The organism is Gordonia sp. CPCC 206044, assembly GCF_048537895.1.
In the GTDB taxonomy this organism is placed as follows: domain Bacteria; phylum Actinomycetota; class Actinomycetes; order Mycobacteriales; family Mycobacteriaceae; genus Gordonia.
Genome location: NZ_JBCLVL010000005.1, coordinates 372,337 through 388,737, shown reverse-complemented (window position 1 = coordinate 388,737; position 16,401 = coordinate 372,337). Strand labels below are relative to the sequence as shown.

At 69.0% G+C, this 16,401-nt stretch carries 14 protein-coding genes; all 14 read right to left on the bottom strand.

The window, feature by feature from the left end:
• Positions 1-9: 9 nt before the first annotated feature.
• Positions 10-942, bottom strand: coding sequence for a methionyl-tRNA formyltransferase (fmt, locus tag AAFP35_RS10550; RefSeq protein ID WP_419221513.1), 933 nt, complete (start codon positions 940-942; stop codon positions 10-12).
• A 38-nt stretch (positions 943-980) separates the two neighbouring features.
• On the bottom strand, positions 981-2,921 hold the full coding sequence (locus tag AAFP35_RS10545) for a primosomal protein N' (protein WP_419221572.1): 1,941 nt from the start codon (positions 2,919-2,921) through the stop codon (positions 981-983).
• Between the two features lie 76 nt (positions 2,922-2,997).
• The gene (metK, locus tag AAFP35_RS10540) at positions 2,998-4,212 is read right to left on the bottom strand and encodes a methionine adenosyltransferase (protein ID WP_419221512.1); all 1,215 of its coding nucleotides are present in this window, start codon (positions 4,210-4,212) and stop codon (positions 2,998-3,000) included.
• A 151-nt stretch (positions 4,213-4,363) separates the two neighbouring features.
• On the bottom strand, positions 4,364-5,635 hold the full coding sequence (gene coaBC / locus AAFP35_RS10535) for a bifunctional phosphopantothenoylcysteine decarboxylase/phosphopantothenate--cysteine ligase CoaBC (RefSeq protein WP_419221511.1): 1,272 nt from the start codon (positions 5,633-5,635) through the stop codon (positions 4,364-4,366).
• Positions 5,636-5,652: 17 nt separating this feature from the next.
• Entirely contained in the window at positions 5,653-5,952 is a 300-nt protein-coding gene (rpoZ, locus tag AAFP35_RS10530; RefSeq protein WP_419221510.1) for a DNA-directed RNA polymerase subunit omega, read from the bottom strand.
• A gap of 13 nt (positions 5,953-5,965) precedes the next feature.
• Positions 5,966-6,550, bottom strand: a complete 585-nt coding sequence (gene gmk / locus AAFP35_RS10525; protein ID WP_419221509.1) for a guanylate kinase — start codon at positions 6,548-6,550, stop codon at positions 5,966-5,968.
• A gap of 32 nt (positions 6,551-6,582) precedes the next feature.
• Positions 6,583-6,897, bottom strand: coding sequence for an integration host factor, actinobacterial type (gene mihF, locus AAFP35_RS10520; RefSeq protein WP_012834141.1), 315 nt, complete (start codon positions 6,895-6,897; stop codon positions 6,583-6,585).
• A 513-nt stretch (positions 6,898-7,410) separates the two neighbouring features.
• Positions 7,411-8,250, bottom strand: a complete 840-nt coding sequence (gene pyrF / locus AAFP35_RS10515) for an orotidine-5'-phosphate decarboxylase (protein ID WP_419221508.1) — start codon at positions 8,248-8,250, stop codon at positions 7,411-7,413.
• Positions 8,247-11,585, bottom strand: coding sequence for a carbamoyl-phosphate synthase large subunit (gene carB / locus AAFP35_RS10510; protein WP_419221507.1), 3,339 nt, complete (start codon positions 11,583-11,585; stop codon positions 8,247-8,249). Before carB ends, pyrF begins: the two co-directional genes overlap by 4 nt.
• The gene (gene carA, locus AAFP35_RS10505; protein WP_419221506.1) at positions 11,585-12,721 is read right to left on the bottom strand and encodes a glutamine-hydrolyzing carbamoyl-phosphate synthase small subunit; all 1,137 of its coding nucleotides are present in this window, start codon (positions 12,719-12,721) and stop codon (positions 11,585-11,587) included. Before carA ends, carB begins: the two co-directional genes overlap by 1 nt.
• Entirely contained in the window at positions 12,721-13,230 is a 510-nt protein-coding gene (locus tag AAFP35_RS10500) for a transporter (RefSeq protein ID WP_419221505.1), read from the bottom strand. The genes carA and AAFP35_RS10500 overlap by 1 nt, the downstream gene beginning before the upstream one ends.
• A complete protein-coding gene (locus tag AAFP35_RS10495; RefSeq protein WP_419221504.1) occupies positions 13,227-14,780 on the bottom strand; it encodes a dihydroorotase in 1,554 nt (517 codons plus the stop codon). The genes AAFP35_RS10500 and AAFP35_RS10495 overlap by 4 nt, the downstream gene beginning before the upstream one ends.
• Before the next feature lie 16 nt (positions 14,781-14,796).
• Positions 14,797-15,744 (bottom strand): aspartate carbamoyltransferase catalytic subunit, encoded by a 948-nt coding sequence (locus tag AAFP35_RS10490; protein WP_419221503.1) that lies wholly within the window; start codon positions 15,742-15,744, stop codon positions 14,797-14,799.
• The gene (gene pyrR, locus AAFP35_RS10485) at positions 15,744-16,346 is read right to left on the bottom strand and encodes a bifunctional pyr operon transcriptional regulator/uracil phosphoribosyltransferase PyrR (protein ID WP_419221502.1); all 603 of its coding nucleotides are present in this window, start codon (positions 16,344-16,346) and stop codon (positions 15,744-15,746) included. Before pyrR ends, AAFP35_RS10490 begins: the two co-directional genes overlap by 1 nt.
• Positions 16,347-16,401: the final 55 nt, after the last annotated feature.

The window sequence follows — 16,401 nt, the reverse complement described above, 5'->3', positions numbered from 1 at the left end:
TCCGCCTCATCACTGCACCGTGGTCCCGTCGTCCAGGCGCGCGCCGCGCGCCCAGTCGGCCGCCGCCATGGCCTTCTTGCCCGGCGGCTGCACCCACGACAGTCGCACCGGGACGGTCGACGTCCCGACATCCACCGACTTCTTCGCCACCACCAGCGATCCCGGCGGCGGTGTGTCCCCGACGGGTTCGACCGGGGTGACCGGGCCGATCTTGATCCGGGCGTCGTCGAGGGTGGTCCAGGCGCCCGGGGCCGGGGTGTGTGCGCGAATCGTCCGCTCCACGATGTGGGCGGGCAGATCCCAACGCACGCGGGCGTCCTCGACGTCGACCTTGGGTGCATGGCTGACGCCCGCCGCCGACTGTGAGACGGGCGTCAACGAACCGTCCTCGATCCCGTCGAGGGTGTCGCGCAACAGCTGGGCTCCCGCCTTGGACAGTCGGCCCAGCAGATCACCACTGGTGTCGGTCGCCGCGATGGTCTCGGTGATCACGCCGTAGACAGGGCCGGTGTCGAGGCCCTCCTCCAGCCGGAAGGTGGTCGCCCCGGTGACATCGTCGCCCGCGGCGATCGCGGCCTGCACCGGCGCCGCACCGCGCCATGCCGGCAGCACCGAGAAGTGCAGGTTGACCCAACCGTGCGTCGGCAGTTCCAGCAGGCCGGGTGGCACCAGACCGCCGTAGGCGACCACCGCACCGCAATCCGGGTGCCATGCCCGCAGACGATCGAGGACACCGGGATCGCGTAACCGACGTGGGGTGATGACCTCGATCTCGTGCTCGTCGGCAAGCGCGGCGACCGGCGAGCGGACCAGTGATCGGCCGCGGCCCGCGGCGGCGTCGGGGCGTGAGATCACCCCGACGACCTCGTGCTGCGGTGAGTCGAGCAGCAGCTGCAGCGATGGCACGGCCACCTCCGGCGTTCCGGCGAATACGACCCTCATGCGACCCTTTCGTCCCGGACGACCCTCATGTGTCCGTGCTATCCGATCGTAGGGGGATCGACCTGCACGCGGATCGAACCGGTGTCACGATGCGTGTTCCGTCGGATCTGCGCCGCGACGAGCGCCGATGTGAGGGCCCTGCCCGCACCGCGGTCCACGCGCAACAGAATGCGTTGAACGTCACCGCCGAGATCGTCCGCCGATCCCGCGGGCGGACGGACGCCCGGGGGCAGTGGCACCGGGCCGAGTACCTCACCGCCCGGTGGCAATTCGACGCTCTGCGCGAACGAGGAGATCGTCGCCGACGATCCGTCCACCGAAGCCATGGTGACCGCCGGCGGGAACCCGAGTTCGGCCCGCTGCGCGAACTCCTGGTCGGCGAATCCGACCGGGTCCCAGCGGATCACCGCCTGCACCGGAGCGAGCTGGGAGTCCGCCACGATGACCAGTGTGCCGCCGTCCGCGTGCGGACGCAGCAGGGCTCCCACGGCCATCCACCGGCGGACGGCGTCCTCGGCGGCACGCAGGTCGGCACGATCGAGCTGCGCCCAGGTGTCGACGATGACAGCCGCGCCGTATCCGCCCTCGGCGACCGGTTCGGCTCCCGGCGTCGCCACCACGATCCGGGCCCCGGTCGGTACGTCGTCGGCGATGGCCGACCCACCCGAGGTGAGCACCGGTACACCGGCGAACGCACGACCGAGCTCTTCGGCGGTACGGCGCGCACCGGTGGTCAGGGCACGGATCTGCGTTCCACCGCACTCCGCGCAGCGGAATGCGCGCTCACCCCGACCGCACCAGCGACACGAGATCGCACCCGACGCGTCGAGTTGCAGCGGGCCGTGACAGCTGCGGCAGCGCGCATGCGCGCGACATCGGGAGCACGCCAACGACGGGACGTATCCGCGTCGCGGCACGCTGAACAGCACGGGCGCATCCGCCTCGACCGCGGCGCGGGCGGCGTCGAAGGCGACCGCGGGGATTCGCGCGGAGCGGGCCAGCGGGTCGCGCGCGATGCGACGGTCGGCGTCGCTGAGCGCGAGCACGCGCGCGCTGCGGGCGCGGATCGTCGAGCGGTCGGCGACCAGATCGTGGGCCCAGCCGGCGGTGACCAGGGAGTGCGCTTCGGTGGTCCGGGCGAAACCGCCGATGACGAGCGCGCAGCGCTGCTGATGCGAGCGCAACACGGCCACTTCACGGGGATGCGGATACGGCGCCCGGGGTTCGTTCAGGCTGTCGTCGCCGTCGTCCCAGATCGCCACCAGACCGAGGTCGCGTACCGGAGCGAAGACGGCACTGCGGGTGCCGAGCACGACCTGCGCGGAGCCACGTCGGGCGGCCAACCAGCGACGGTAGCGGGCGGTGGGACCGAGCCCGCCGGCAAGTGTGACGCACCGGTCGCCGAGCAGCGGTGCGCATGCTCGTTCCAGCCGTTCGAGATCACGTTGGTCGGGCACCACCAGGATGGCGCCACGACCGGCGGCGACGGTGGTCGCGGCGAGCTCGGCGAGTCGGCTCGTCCAGTCCTCGCCCGGCAGCGCCTGCCAGACGGCCCGCGGATGCCCCGACTGCATCGAGGCCAGAAAGGAACTCGCGGCCGGGTAGTCGTGCCATCCCGAGGTGTTCGGGGCGGTCACCGGTGTCTCGGATCGCTCCCGCGGTGTCTCCTTCTCGGTCCGCGCGTGGCGTGGCGGTACCGCCAACCGGATCACGTCGGACATGGTCCCCGCGTAGCGGTCGGCGACCGACCGACACAGCACCGCGAGTTCTGGTTCCAGCACCGGCTCGGCGGACACCACCCGGTCGAGCCAGCCCAGCTTGCCGGGATGATCGCTCTCGGCGACACGTTCGAGCAAGAAGCCGTCGACGAGTCGGCCCGCGAACCGGACACGTACGCGCACACCGGGTTTCGCATCCGCATCCTGGTCGGTGTCGACCAGATAGTCGAACGGCCGATCGAGGTGGGTCAGCCCGAGCATGGGCAGTACCTTGGCGATCGGCCGTTCGGTGGCGGGCGTGCGCGCGCCGCCACCGGTGGACGTCGCGCTCACCTGCTTACAGGCCTGCGGCGGCCCGCAACTTGTCCGCGCGGTCGGTGTTCTCCCAGGGGAGTTCGATGTCGGTACGGCCGAAGTGACCGTAGGCGGCGGTCGGCGCGTAGATCGGCCGGAGCAGGTCCAGGTCGCGGATGATCGCGCCCGGACGCAGGTCGAACACCTCGGAGATCGCCTTCTGGATGGTGGACGGGTCGACCTTCTCGGTGCCGAACGTCTCCACGAACAGACCCACCGGCGCCGATTTGCCGATGGCGTAGGCCACCTGCACCTCGATGCGCTTCGCGAGGCCGGCGGCGACGGCGTTCTTGGCAACCCAGCGCATCGCGTACGCCGCGCTGCGGTCCACCTTCGACGGATCCTTGCCGGAGAACGCACCGCCACCGTGACGGGACATGCCGCCGTAGGTGTCGACGATGATCTTGCGGCCGGTCAGTCCTGCGTCGCCCATCGGACCGCCGAGAACGAAGCGACCCGTCGGGTTCACCAGCAGTCGCACATCGGAGGTGTCGAGCGGGTTCGGCAGATTCAGCTCGGCGAAGACCGGCTCGAGCACCACCTTGCGGATGTCCGGGGTGAGCATGTTGTCGAGGTCGATGTCGGCGGCGTGCTGCGTCGACACCACCACGGTGTCCAGACGCACCGGGACGTCACCCGCGTACTCGATGGTGACCTGGGTCTTGCCGTCCGGACGCAGGTACGGCAGCACACCGGACTTGCGCACCTCGGTGAGGCGCCGGGCGAGGCGGTGCGCCAACGAGATCGGCAACGGCATCAGTTCCGGGGTCTCGTCGGTGGCGAAACCGAACATGAGGCCCTGGTCGCCCGCACCCTGGCGGTCGATCTCGTCCTCGGTCTGCCCGTAGCGGGTCTCGTGGCTGTCGGTCAGGCCCTGGGCGATCTCCGGGGACTGCGCACCGATCGCGACGTTGACTCCGCACGACGCACCGTCGAAACCCTTGGTCGACGAGTCGTAGCCGATGTCGAGGATCTTCTCGCGGACGATCGTCGGGATGTCGGCGTAGGCGGTGGTGTTGACCTCGCCGGCGACGTGCACCTGTCCGGTGGTGACCAGGGTCTCGACCGCCACCTTGGCGGCCGGATCCGCGGCGAGCAGGGCGTCGAGGATCGAGTCGCTGATCGCGTCACAGATCTTGTCGGGGTGACCTTCGGTGACGGATTCACTGGTGAACAGGCGTGACGCAGAGGTGGTCATCTGGTCCTCTCAGGCTTCCTGGGCCCCGGATTCGGGCTCACTGGGCAGTCTCATCTGCCGTCGATTGTCTTCTACTGAAGGGTTGTCTCGCATCCCGGGCAGCCGGGGTGAACGCGTTCCAACCTACACACCGGACCCGACGGGTTCGTGGTCAGGCCATGCCCTGATCATCTGGCACCAATGCGCGGACCTCGTCAAGGATTCTGCTCGACATGAGCGTTTTGGAGCCGAGCGGAAGAGCGGTCTCGGTGCCGCCCGCCGACAGCAGCCAACCGGTGTTGTCCTCGGTGCCGAACGCCTTGCCGTCGCCGACCGCGTTCACCACGAGCAGATCGCAGCCCTTGCGTCGGAGCTTGGCACGTCCGTGGTCGAGCACTCCCCCGGTCTCGTCGCCGGTCTCGGCGGCGAACCCGACGATCACCGTCTGCGGCGGGATCTGGCCGGCCTCGCGACTCGCGACGAGTCCTCGCAGGATGTCAGGGTTGGTGGTGAGCTCGATCGGTGCGGGCCCGCTCGAGGTCTTCTTGATCTTCGATTCTGCGACGGCGATCGGCCGGAAGTCGGCGACCGCGGCCGCCATGATCACGACATCGGCCTCGGCGGCACGTTTGGTCATCTCGTCGGCGAGTTCCTGCGCCGACGCCACCCGGACGATCTCCACACCCGCCGGGTCTCCCGGCTCCTTGGTGGAGCCGGCCACCACGGTGACCGTCGCACCACGCTGCGCGGCCGCCCGCGCCAGGGCGAAGCCCTGCTTTCCGGAACTGCGGTTGCCCAGGAAGCGGACGGGATCGAGCGGTTCGCGGGTGCCGCCGGCACTGATGACCACTCGGACACCGGCCAGATCGTAGGGCAGCGCATCCGCGCGTTCGAGCAGGAGTTCGCCGATCATGGAGATCTCCTGCGGGTCGGGCAGTCTGCCCGGACCGCTGTCGGTGCCGGTGAGCCGTCCCGACGCCGGGGTCATGACGGTCGCGCCGTGTGCGCGCAGCGTCGCGACATTGGCCTGGGTTGCCGGGTGTTCCCACATCTCCGTGTGCATCGCGGGCACGTACAGGACGGGACATCGCACGGTGAGCAACGACGCGGTGAGCAGATCGTCGGCACGCCCGGATGCGGCGCGCGCCATCAGATCGGCGGTGGCCGGCGCGATGACCACGAGGTCGGCGCCCTGACCGAGTCGGACGTGGGCGACCTGGTCCACGTCGTCGAAGACGTCGGTGCTGACCGGATGGCCCGACAGGGCCTCGAAGGTGGCGGCGCCGACGAACTTCAATGCCGCCTCGGTCGGCACGACCCGGACCTCGTTACCGGTCTCGGTGAAGTGTCGGATCACCGAGCAGACCTTGTACGCGGCGATTCCGCCGCCCACGCCCACCAGGATCCGACGACGGCGTCCGCCCGCGTTCTGCGCTGTGGTCATCGGCGCGCCCGGGGTCTCTATTCGCCTTCGGTGTGCTCGAGAAGATCGGAGTGGATCTCGCGCATGGCGATCGACAGCGGCTTCTCTTGCAGACCCGGCTCGACGAGCGGGCCGACGTATTCGAGGATGCCGTCGCCGAGCTGGTTGTAGTAGTCGTTGATCTGCCGCGCACGCTTCGCCGCGTAGATCACCAGCGCGTACTTCGACGACGCACGCTCGAGGAGTTCGTCGATCGGCGGGTTGGTGATTCCCAACGGGGTGTCATACGCCGGTGCGTCGGCGATCTCGGAAACATCGAAATTCGTCTGGGTGCTCACACAAACTCCTGCATCACTGTGCTCGGTGGGAAAAGTCTTCGGCCACGGGTCGCTCGTCGGGCCCGACCAGCAAGGATACCAACTCCGAGGCCACCTGGTCGACTTCGCTGTTCACGAGCACGTGGTCGAACTCGTCACGCGCGGCCATCTCGGTGCGCGCGGTCTCCAGCCGGCGTGCCACGGCCTCGGGGGTCTCGGTGCCTCGGCCGGTCAACCGGGAGACCAGTTCATCCCAGCTCGGCGGCGCCAAGAAGACGCTGATCGCCTCCGGCAGGCGTCGCACCACGTTGCGCGCCCCGACCAGGTCGACCTCCACGAGAACCGGCTCGCCGCGTTCGAGCGCGTCGACGACCGGCCGGCGTGGAGTGCCCGATCGCTGCAGGCCGCCGTGGATCTCCGCCCACTCCAACAGTGCGTCGTCGGCGATCATGCGATCGAACTCCGCTCCGCTGACGAAGTGGTAGTCGCGTCCGTCGACCTCGCCCGGGCGCGGATCCCGAGTGGTCGCGGACACGCTGAAGTGCAAGGAGGGCAGCAACTCGCGGACCTTGGCCACGACCGTCGACTTACCCACGGCAGAGGGGCCGACCAGTACCACCAGTCGGCCCCTCGCGCGTGAGGACTGCTCGGTCAGGAGCTGAACTTCTCGAGCAGCGCCTTGCGCTGACGGTCGCCGAGGCCGCGCAGACGGCGGGTCGGGGCGATCTCCAGCTCGGTCATGATCTCCTGAGCCTTGACCTTGCCGACCTTCGGCAGTGCCTCGAGCAGGGCCGAGACCTTCATCTTGCCCAGGATCTCGTCGTTCTCGGCGTCCTTGAGGACCTGCTTGAGGTCGGTGCCGCCGCGCTTCAGGCGCTCCTTGAGCTCGGCGCGGGCCCGCCGAGCGGCAGCTGCCTTCTCCAACGCGGCAGCGCGCTGCTCGTCTGTCAACTGGGGAAGGGCCACGGGGTTCCTCCGTCTTTCGTTCTTCGATTGGACTGTCATCAGTCGCCTTGCGGTGCCTGATGGCGGGTGGCGCAATCCGGCCACCGCCGCCGAATGATGCGGCGAAAGCGACCGTACTCACGTGAGCAGGCATTTGCGAGCGCCACCCCTGCGAATTCGCCGCGACGCGGTGCTGTAGCGTGCCGCCACCCACCCGTCGCGACCATCGTGCCGACCGTCGTCGGCGACAGCGCGTTGACTACCTGTTTTGCCGAGAAACCCCAGGTCACACACAGTCCGCAGGCAGGTCGGGACGGGTTCACCCCCGACGCACCGCAAAACCCGCATCTGCCAGGGCTGATACGGGTGTGACGGGAGTGGTGACCCGGAAATTGGCGGAATGAGGTTTGCCCTCGCGCGTGTCGCAGCAGGCGATCGCACGTGGGGCCGCACCGCAGGCGCGGGCCGCACCGCACGCGCGCCGGCGGGCCCACTGCGGGGACGAATGCACGATCGCGAGCACGACAGGGCGACCTATCCGCCGAAGGCCGCCTCGACCTCGTCACGGGCCTGTACGCATGCGGCACGCAGCGTCGCGACATCGGGCCCGGCACGCAACACTCCCCGGCTGCTCGACGGCAACACCCGTGTGGTGTCCGCACCGGCGAACACCTCCGGAAGCTCGCGGGCCGTCGCACCCTGGGCTCCGAGGCCGGGCGCCAGGATCGGGCCGTCCAGTCGCGACAGATCCAGTCCGTGCGCTCGCGTCGCACCGACGACGAGGCCTACGGTCCCGGTTCCGTCGGCGTTCTCCGCGGCCGCGGCGTCGACGATGGACTGCCCTACCGGACGCCCACCCGAGTCGGCGAGCTGCACGGCGGCGCCCTCCGGGTTCGAGGTGCGGGCCAGGACGAACAGACAGCGCTCGCCCGCCCGGGCCGCGTCGACGGCAGGCGCGAGCGAGCCGAACCCCAGGTACGGCGAGACGGTGACGGCGTCGGCGCACAGCGGCGAGGAGTCGTCGAGCCAGGCGGTGGCATACGCCGCCATGGTCGAGCCGATGTCGCCGCGTTTCGCGTCGGCGAGCACCAGTGCACCGGCCTCCTGGCAGCCGGTGATCACCCGTTCGAGCACCGCGAACCCGGCCGCACCGAAGACCTCGAAGAACGCCACCTGCGGCTTGATCACCGCGGCGACCGGACCGAGCGCCTCCACGCAGATGTCCGCGAACCGGGCGAGACCGTCGGCCGTGACCGGCAATCCCCACTGCTCGAGCAACTCGGTGTGCGGATCGACACCCGCGCACAACCGTCCGCGCTCCCCCACCGCATGTCGGAGGTGGGAGTCGAATCCGGCCGGCGCGGGCGTGCTCATCGTCGGCCCGCGATCAGCACCGCGTGGCGACGTTGGATGGACTCCACGTCCATCTCGCCGTTGATCGCGGCCTCGATACCCTGCACCGCCGCACTCGCCCCCTGCACCGTGGTGATGCACGGGATGTTGACCGACACCGCAGCGCTGCGGATCTCGTAGCCGTCGACGCGTGGTCCGGAGTTGCCGTACGGCGTGTTGATCACCATCGCCACCTCGCCGGCCTTGATGATGTCGACGATGTTGCGCTCGCCTGCTGCCGCCTCGGAGTGCTTGCGGACGGTAAGGCAGTCGATACCGTTGCGCCGCAACACGTCTGCGGTTCCCTCGGTGGCCAGGATCTCGAACCCCAGGTCGGCCAGGTGCTTGACAGGGAAGATCAGCGCCCGCTTGTCCTTGTTGGCCACCGACACGAACACCGCGCCGGAGGTCGGCAGTGAGCCGTACGCGGCGGTCTGCGACTTGGCGAACGCACGTCCGAAGTCGGCGTCGATGCCCATCACCTCGCCGGTGGACTTCATCTCCGGCGACAGCAGAGAATCGACCCCGCTGCCGTCGTGGCGGCGGAACCGGTTGAACGGCAGGACCGCCTCCTTCACCGCGATCGGCGCGTCCGACGGCGCATCCGCGCCGTCACCGGTCGGTTTGAGCAACCCCTGCTCGCGCAGCTCGGCGATCGACGCACCGAGCATCACCCGGGCGCATGCCTTGGCGAGGGACACCGCACTGGCCTTCGACACGAACGGCACGGTGCGACTCGCACGCGGATTCGCCTCCAGCACATAGAGGATGTCGTCTTTGAGCGCGTACTGGACGTTGAGCAGTCCGTGTACACCGATGCCCTTGGCCAATGCCTCGGTGGAGGCCCGCACCATCGCGATGTCGGAGCGACCGAGGGTGACCGGCGGCAGAGCGCACGCCGAGTCACCGGAGTGGATACCGGCCTCCTCGATGTGTTCCATCACGCCGCCGATGTAGACCTCGTCGCCGTCGCAGAGGGCGTCGACGTCGATCTCCACCGCATCCTCGAGGAATCGGTCGACCAGCACCGGGTGGTCGGGTGTGAGTTCGGTTGCACGAGAGATGTAATCGGCCAGCGAGGGCTCGTCGTACACGATCTCCATGCCGCGTCCGCCGAGCACGTAGGACGGACGCACGAGAACCGGGTAGCCGATCCGGGCGGCGGTCTCGCGTGCCTCGTCGAAACTGGTCGCGGTGCCGAACGCGGGCGCCGGCAGGCCGGCGGCGGTGAGCACCTTGCCGAACTCGCCACGATCCTCGGCCAGGTTGATGGCCTCCGGGCTGGTCCCGACGATGGGCACCCCGGCCTCCGACAGCCGATCGGCGAGGCCCAGCGGCGTCTGACCGCCGAGCTGCACGATCACCCCGGCGACCGTGCCCGACTCGGATTCGGCGCGATAGACCTCGAGGACGTCCTCGAACGTCAACGGCTCGAAGTACAGGCGATCGGCGGTGTCGTAGTCGGTGGAGACGGTCTCCGGGTTGCAGTTGACCATCACCGTCTCGTACCCGGCCTCGGACAGGGTGAGTGCCGCATGGACACACGAGTAGTCGAACTCGATGCCCTGCCCGATGCGGTTGGGTCCCGACCCGAGGATCAGCACCTTGGGCCGATCCGGTTGCGGCGCAACCTCACTGGTCGCCGCCGGATCGAGCTCGTAGCTGGAGTAGTGGTAGGGCGTGCGTGCCTCGAACTCCGCGGCGCAGGTGTCCACCGTCTTGTAGACGGGATGGACCCCGAGCCCCAGCCGGAACTCGCGCACAGCGGCCTCGTCGACGAAATCGCTGCGCAGCGCGGCGATCTGTTTGTCGGAGAAGCCCGAGGACTTGGCCTGCCGGAGCAGATCTTCGTCGAGCCGATCGGCGTCGCGGACCTGACCGCCGAGTGCCGCGATCCCACCGATCTCGGCGAGGAACCACGGATCGATCGCCGTCGCCTCGTGGATCTGTTCCAGGGTGGCACCGGCGTCGAAGGCCAACATCAGGTTGTACAGACGACCGTCCTTGGGCGTCCGCAGCGACTCGAGCAGCTCGTCGAGATCGACGGTGGCCGGGTCGGGACGATCGGGTTCGGTCCAGAATCCGGCAGCCTTGGTCTCCAACGACCGCATCACCTTGCCCAGCGCTTCGGCGAAGCTACGCCCCAGGCTCATCGCCTCGCCCACCGACTTCATCGTGGTGGTGAGCGTGTCGTCGGCGCCGGGGAACTTCTCGAACGCGAACCGCGGCGCCTTCACGACCACGTAGTCGAGCGTCGGCTCGAAACAGGCGGGCGTCTCCTTCGTGATGTCGTTGGTGATCTCGTCGAGGCTGTAGCCGATCGCCAGTTTCGCGGCGATCTTGGCGATCGGGAATCCGGTCGCCTTGGACGCCAGCGCCGACGACCGCGACACGCGGGGATTCATCTCGATGACGACGAGTCGCCCGTCACGCGGATCCTGGGCGAACTGGATGTTGCAGCCACCGGTGTCCACGCCGACCTCACGCAGGATCGCGATGGAGAGATCACGCATGATCTGGTATTCGCGGTCGGTCAGGGTCATCGCAGGCGCGACCGTCACGGAGTCGCCGGTGTGCACACCGACCGGGTCGAGGTTCTCGATGGAGCAGACCACCACGACGTTGTCGCGGTTGTCACGCATCAGCTCGAGTTCGTATTCCTTCCACCCGAGGATCGACTCCTCGATCAGCACGTTGGCCGTCGGCGAGGCCGCCAGCCCGCCGCCGGCGATGCGCTCGAGGTCGGTCTCGTCGTACGCCATGCCCGAGCCGAGCCCGCCCATGGTGAACGACGGCCGCACCACGACCGGGTAGCCGAGTTCGGCGACGGTGTCGCGAACCTCGTCCATAGTGTGACAGACCCGTGAGCGGGCGCTCTCGCCACCCACCTTGGCGACGATGTCCTTGAACATCTGCCGGTCCTCACCACGCTGGATCGCGTCGAAGTCGGCGCCGATGAGTTCCACGCCGTACTTCTCCAGCGAGCCCCGATCGTGCAGCGCCACAGCCGTGTTCAGCGCGGTCTGGCCGCCGAGGGTGGCCAGCACCGCGTCGATCGGATGGCCTGCGTCGCGTTCGGCCTCGATGACCTTCTCCACGTACTCGGCGGTGATCGGCTCGATGTAGGTGGCGTCGGCGAACTCGGGGTCGGTCATGATGGTGGCCGGGTTCGAGTTGACCAGGCTGACCCGCAGTCCCTCGGACTTGAGCACCCGGCAGGCCTGGGTTCCGGAGTAATCGAACTCGCATGCCTGGCCGATGACGATCGGGCCGGACCCGATCACCAGGACGTGCGAGATGTCTGTGCGGCGCGGCATCAGGCCCTCGTTCCTTGCGCACGGTCACCCTCGAGTCGGGTGACGAACTTGTCGAACAGATAAGCGGCGTCGTGTGGACCGGCGGCCGCCTCCGGGTGGTACTGCACCGAGAACGCCTGCCCGGACAGCAGTTCCACTCCCTCGACGACACCGTCGTTGGCGCACACGTGACTCACGCGCGCCCGCCCGAAGTCGGTGTCGAACTCCTCGCCGGCCTCGCCCTCGAGAGCGAACCCGTGGTTCTGGGCGGTGATCGACACCGCACCGGTCGCGTGGTCGATGACGGGGATGTTGATCCCCCGGTGCCCGAACTTCATCTTGTAGGTGCCGCGGCCGAGCGCCCGGCCCAGGATCTGGTTGCCGAAGCAGATGCCGAACAGTGGCAGGCCCTCGCCGAGCACGCCACGCGTCAGCTCCACCATCGCGTCCGCGGTCGCCGGGTCGCCGGGCCCGTTGGACAGGAACACCCCGTCCGGGTGCAGGTCGGTGAGTGCGTCGAGGCCGATCGTCGAGGGCAGCACGTGCACCCGGATGCCTCGCTGGGCGAACATCCGCGGAGTGTTCGTCTTGATACCGAGATCGATCGCGGCGACCGTGAACCGGACATCCGACTCGGGTTCCACCACATAGCCGGCGTCGGTGGTCACCTCGCCTGCCAGGTTGGCGCCCTTCATCTCCGGTTGCTCACGCACCCGCGCCACCAGCTCGTCGTCGGAAGCAACCGACGCACCCGAGAACACCCCGGCACGCATGGAACCGTGGTCACGCAGCACCCGCACCACTGTCCGGGTGTCGATCCCCGCGATACCCACGACGCCCTGTCGCTGCAGCTCCTCCTCCAGCGAGGTGGTCGCGCGCCAGTTCGAGACTCGTCGGGTCGGGTTGCGCACGGCGTACCCGGCCACCCAGATCTTGCCGCCGTGGCTCTCGTCGTCCTCGTCGTTCCAACCGGTGTTGCCGATCTGCGGCGCAGTGGCCACCACGATCTGGCGGTGATAGCTCGGGTCCGTCAGGGTTTCCTGATACCCGGTCATCGCGGTGCAGAAGACCGCCTCACCGAGGGTCTCGCCAACGGCCCCGTACGGCACACCGCGGAAGACCTGGCCGTTCTCCAGCACCAGAACTGCTGTGCTCATCACTCTTTCCTCTGCTCTTCATCCGGGTCCTCGGCGATCCATTCCGGGTACACGGTCTTGTCGTCGGCGCGCAGCCCCGAGTCGATCTCGGTGCCGCTGGGCAGGACCCAGCGGATCACCAGCACCCCGTCGGCGGTCATCACCTTGCCCGCCAGCCCACGCTCGGTGCGCACGGCGGTGATCGACGACCGCGGAATCCAGATGCCGGAAGCACCCTTGCGGTCGATCAGGATCCCGTCGGGATAGGAGGAGATCGCGGCGGCGGCCCGATCCCCGAAGTCGCCCACCGCCACGCGGTTCTGCCAACTCGGCGCGATCGTGCTGCCGACGTACAGGCCGGAGTCCGGGCCGTGCGTCGGGGCGGGCAGATCGTCCGGAACGGCGGGGGGTGTGCCGATCAGTTCGGCCTGACGTCGACCTCGTCTGCGCCAGCCGCGCAGCACGAGTGCGCTCAAGCCGAGCCACACCACGATCACGACCAACAGCACGACGAGCTCGAAACCGCTCATCTGGTCACCTCACCGTCGCGCGCGGTGACGATCCCGCGCAGGACCGTCGTGGTGACCGTCGCAGGCATGGTCAACGCCGCATACGGAGTGTTCGCGGACAGGCTCGCCAACTCGTCGGGCTCGACGACCCACGAGGTGTCCGGATCGATCAGGGCCAGATTGGCGGGCTCTCCGACCGCGATCGGTCGTCCCTGGTCGGTGAGGCCGACGATCTGTGCCGGACGCTCACTCATCACCCGTGCGACGCCGCGCCAGTCGAGCAGACCCGAGCGCACCATCGTCTCGACGACCACACCCAGGGCCGTCTGCAGGCCGAGCATGCCGGGTCGGGCCTGCGCGAACTCACACGCCTTGTCCTGCGCGGCGTGCGGGGCGTGGTCGGTGGCAACACAGTCGATCACACCGTCGGCCAGCGCCTGGCGCAGCGCGAGGTTGTCGCGGCGCTCGCGCAGCGGCGGGTTCACCTTGTTGACCGGGTCGTACGCTCCGGTGCCGGGCCCACTCGCCTCGCTCCCGGCGCCCACCACACCGGGCCCGCTCGCTTCGCTCCCGGCGCCCACCACACCGGGCCCGCTCGCTTCGCTCCCGGCGCCCACCACACCGGGCCCGCTCGCTTCGCTCCCGGCGCCCACCACACCGGGCCCGCTCGCTTCGCTCCCGGCGCCCACCACACCGGGCCCGCTCGCTTCGCTCCCGGCGCCCACCACACCGGGCCCGCTCGCTTCGCTCCCGGCGCCCAACAATCGCGTGTCGTCGAGCATCAGGTGATGCGGCGTCACCTCCGCGCTGATCGAGATGCCCTGCTCGCGTGCCCAGCGCAGCAATTCCACCGTCCCCTCGGTGGAGGCATGACAGATGTGCACCCGGGTACCCGCATCGCGGGCGAGCAGAGCGTCGCGGATCACGATCGATTCCTCGGCGGCGCGGGGCCAACCGGCCAGCCCGAGTCGCGAGGCGACCGCGCCCTCGTGGGCCACGGCGCCGACGGTGAGACGCGGCTCCTCGGCATGCTGGGCGATCAGCACGTCCAGGCTCTTCGCGTACTCCAGCGCGCGGCGCATCAGCAGCGGATCGTCGACGCACTTGCCGTCGTCGCTGAACATCCGCACCTGCGCCGCGCCCGCGGCCATCATGCCCATCTCGGCGAGTTGGGTACCGCCCAGACCGACGGTGACCGCACCGACCGGATGGACGTCGACGAGCCCGATCTCACGACCGGTGCGCCAGACGTTGTCGGTGATGGTGGAGTTGTCGGCGACCGGATCGGTGTTGGCCATCGCGAACACAGCCGTGTAGCCGCCGAGTGCGGCGGCGGCCGAACCGGTGCGAATGGTCTCGGTGTCCTCACGACCCGGCTCACGAAGGTGCGTGTGCAGATCGACGAACCCGGGCAGCAGCACGGCTCCGTTCCCGACGACGCGGTCGACGTCATCCGGCGCACGCAGTCCGGGGCCGATCTCGGCGATCTCACCGTCGACGACGAGAACGTCGACCGGGTCGCCCTCCCCGTAGGGCCGGACGTCGGTGATCAGGACCGAACCAGCACTCACTTCTGCATCTCCACTCTCACTGTGCTCCCGAACTGTCCGTACCGACGAGCAGGCGGAACAGGACGGCCATCCGTACGTGTACGCCGTTGCGAACCTGCTCGAGCACGGTGGCGCGCGGCGAGTCCGCCACCGAGTACCCGATTTCCATGCCGCGCAACATCGGTCCCGGATGCAGCACCACCGCCTCGTCGGCGAGCATCGCCAGGCGGCGGTCATTGAGCCCGTAGCGCACCGAGTACTCACGCGCACTCGGGAAGAATCCGCCGTTCATCCGCTCAGCCTGGACGCGCAGCATCATCACCGCGTCCACCGCCGCGAGTTCCGCGTCGAGATCGGTCGACGTGACGACCGGCCAGTCCTCGACGCCGACCGGCAGCAACGTCTGCGGGGCCACCAGCACCACTTCGGCGCCCAGCGTCGACAACAGGTGTGCGTTGGAACGCGCCACCCGGGAGTGCAACACGTCGCCGACGATGGCGATCCGGCGTCCGTCGAGCGAACCGAGGCGCTGGCGCAGTGTCAACGCGTCGAGCAACGCCTGAGTCGGGTGTTCGTGGGTGCCGTCGCCGGCGTTGATGACCGCCGGGCCGTCACCGTTCTCGTCGGCGGTCCAGCCGGCGATCTGGTGTGCCGCACCGGAGGCGGGATGCCGGACGATCAGCGCATCCGCCCCGGCGGCGTGCAGGGTCTTGGCGGTGTCGCGCAACGACTCGCCCTTGCCCGCCGACGAACTCGACGCGCTGACATTGATGACGTCGGCGCTCATCCATTTGCCCGCGACCTCGAACGAGACGCGTGTGCGGGTGGAGTTCTCGTAGAACACGGTCATGACGGTGCGGCCGCGCAGGGTCGGCAGCTTCCGGACCTCGCGTCCGGTGAGCGCCTGCTCGAAGCGTTCGGCCTCGTCGAGCAGTTCGGTGGCCTCGTCGCGCGTCAGGTCCTGCGCCGACAGCAGATGCCGCATCAGGCTCCGACCTCCGTGGTCGTCGTGCCGGGATCGGGAGCCGGGGTCAGCACCACCTCGTCGATACCGTCCTGCTCGACGAGATGCACCGAGACGTTCTCTTCGCGAGAGGTCGGGATGTTCTTGCCCACGTAGTCGGCGCGCAGCGGGAGTTCGCGATGTCCGCGGTCGACCAGCACCGCCAGCTGCACCGAGGCCGGCCGGCCCAGGTCACGCAGGGCGTCGAGCGCCGCACGCACCGTGCGACCGGAGAACAGCACGTCGTCGACGAGGATCACCACCGCGTTGTCGACACCGCCCGCCGGCACCACCGTCCGTTCCAGCGGCCGATGCGGTTTTGCCCGCAGGTCGTCGCGGTAGAGCGTGATGTCGAGATATCCGACAGGGACGTCGACATCCGCGAAATCGTTGATCTTGGCAGCCAATCGTGCCGCGAGATATGTTCCGCGAGTAGGGATTCCGATGATCACCACACGCGCAGCGCCGGGCGCGTCGAGGGCGGTCTTCTCGATCACCTCATGGGCGACGCGGGCGACGGTTCGCGCGACGTCGGACTCGTCGAGCAGGACCCGGCCCCTGGGCCGGACATCGTCGGTGGGCATGGCCAGCCCGACCTCCTTCTCCGCCTCGCAGGACGGATCGTTAAAGGATGTCTTT

Bases quoted from the DNA above. Each gene is read 5' to 3' on its own strand.
- coaBC (WP_419221511.1), bottom strand. From the start codon at position 5,635: ATGACCACAGCGCAGAACGCGGGCGGACGCCGTCGTCGGATCCTGGTG.
- metK (WP_419221512.1), bottom strand. From the start codon at position 4,212: ATGACCACCTCTGCGTCACGCCTGTTCACCAGTGAATCCGTCACCGAA.
- carB (WP_419221507.1), bottom strand. From the start codon at position 11,585: ATGCCGCGCCGCACAGACATCTCGCACGTCCTGGTGATCGGGTCCGGC.
- AAFP35_RS10545 (WP_419221572.1), bottom strand. From the start codon at position 2,921: ATGCTCGGGCTGACCCACCTCGATCGGCCGTTCGACTATCTGGTCGAC.
- fmt (WP_419221513.1), bottom strand. From the start codon at position 942: ATGAGGGTCGTATTCGCCGGAACGCCGGAGGTGGCCGTGCCATCGCTG.
- AAFP35_RS10500 (WP_419221505.1), bottom strand. From the start codon at position 13,230: ATGAGCGGTTTCGAGCTCGTCGTGCTGTTGGTCGTGATCGTGGTGTGG.
- carA (WP_419221506.1), bottom strand. From the start codon at position 12,721: ATGAGCACAGCAGTTCTGGTGCTGGAGAACGGCCAGGTCTTCCGCGGT.
- pyrF (WP_419221508.1), bottom strand. From the start codon at position 8,250: ATGAGCACGCCCGCGCCGGCCGGATTCGACTCCCACCTCCGACATGCG.
- pyrR (WP_419221502.1), bottom strand. From the start codon at position 16,346: ATGCCCACCGACGATGTCCGGCCCAGGGGCCGGGTCCTGCTCGACGAG.
- AAFP35_RS10490 (WP_419221503.1), bottom strand. From the start codon at position 15,744: ATGCGGCATCTGCTGTCGGCGCAGGACCTGACGCGCGACGAGGCCACC.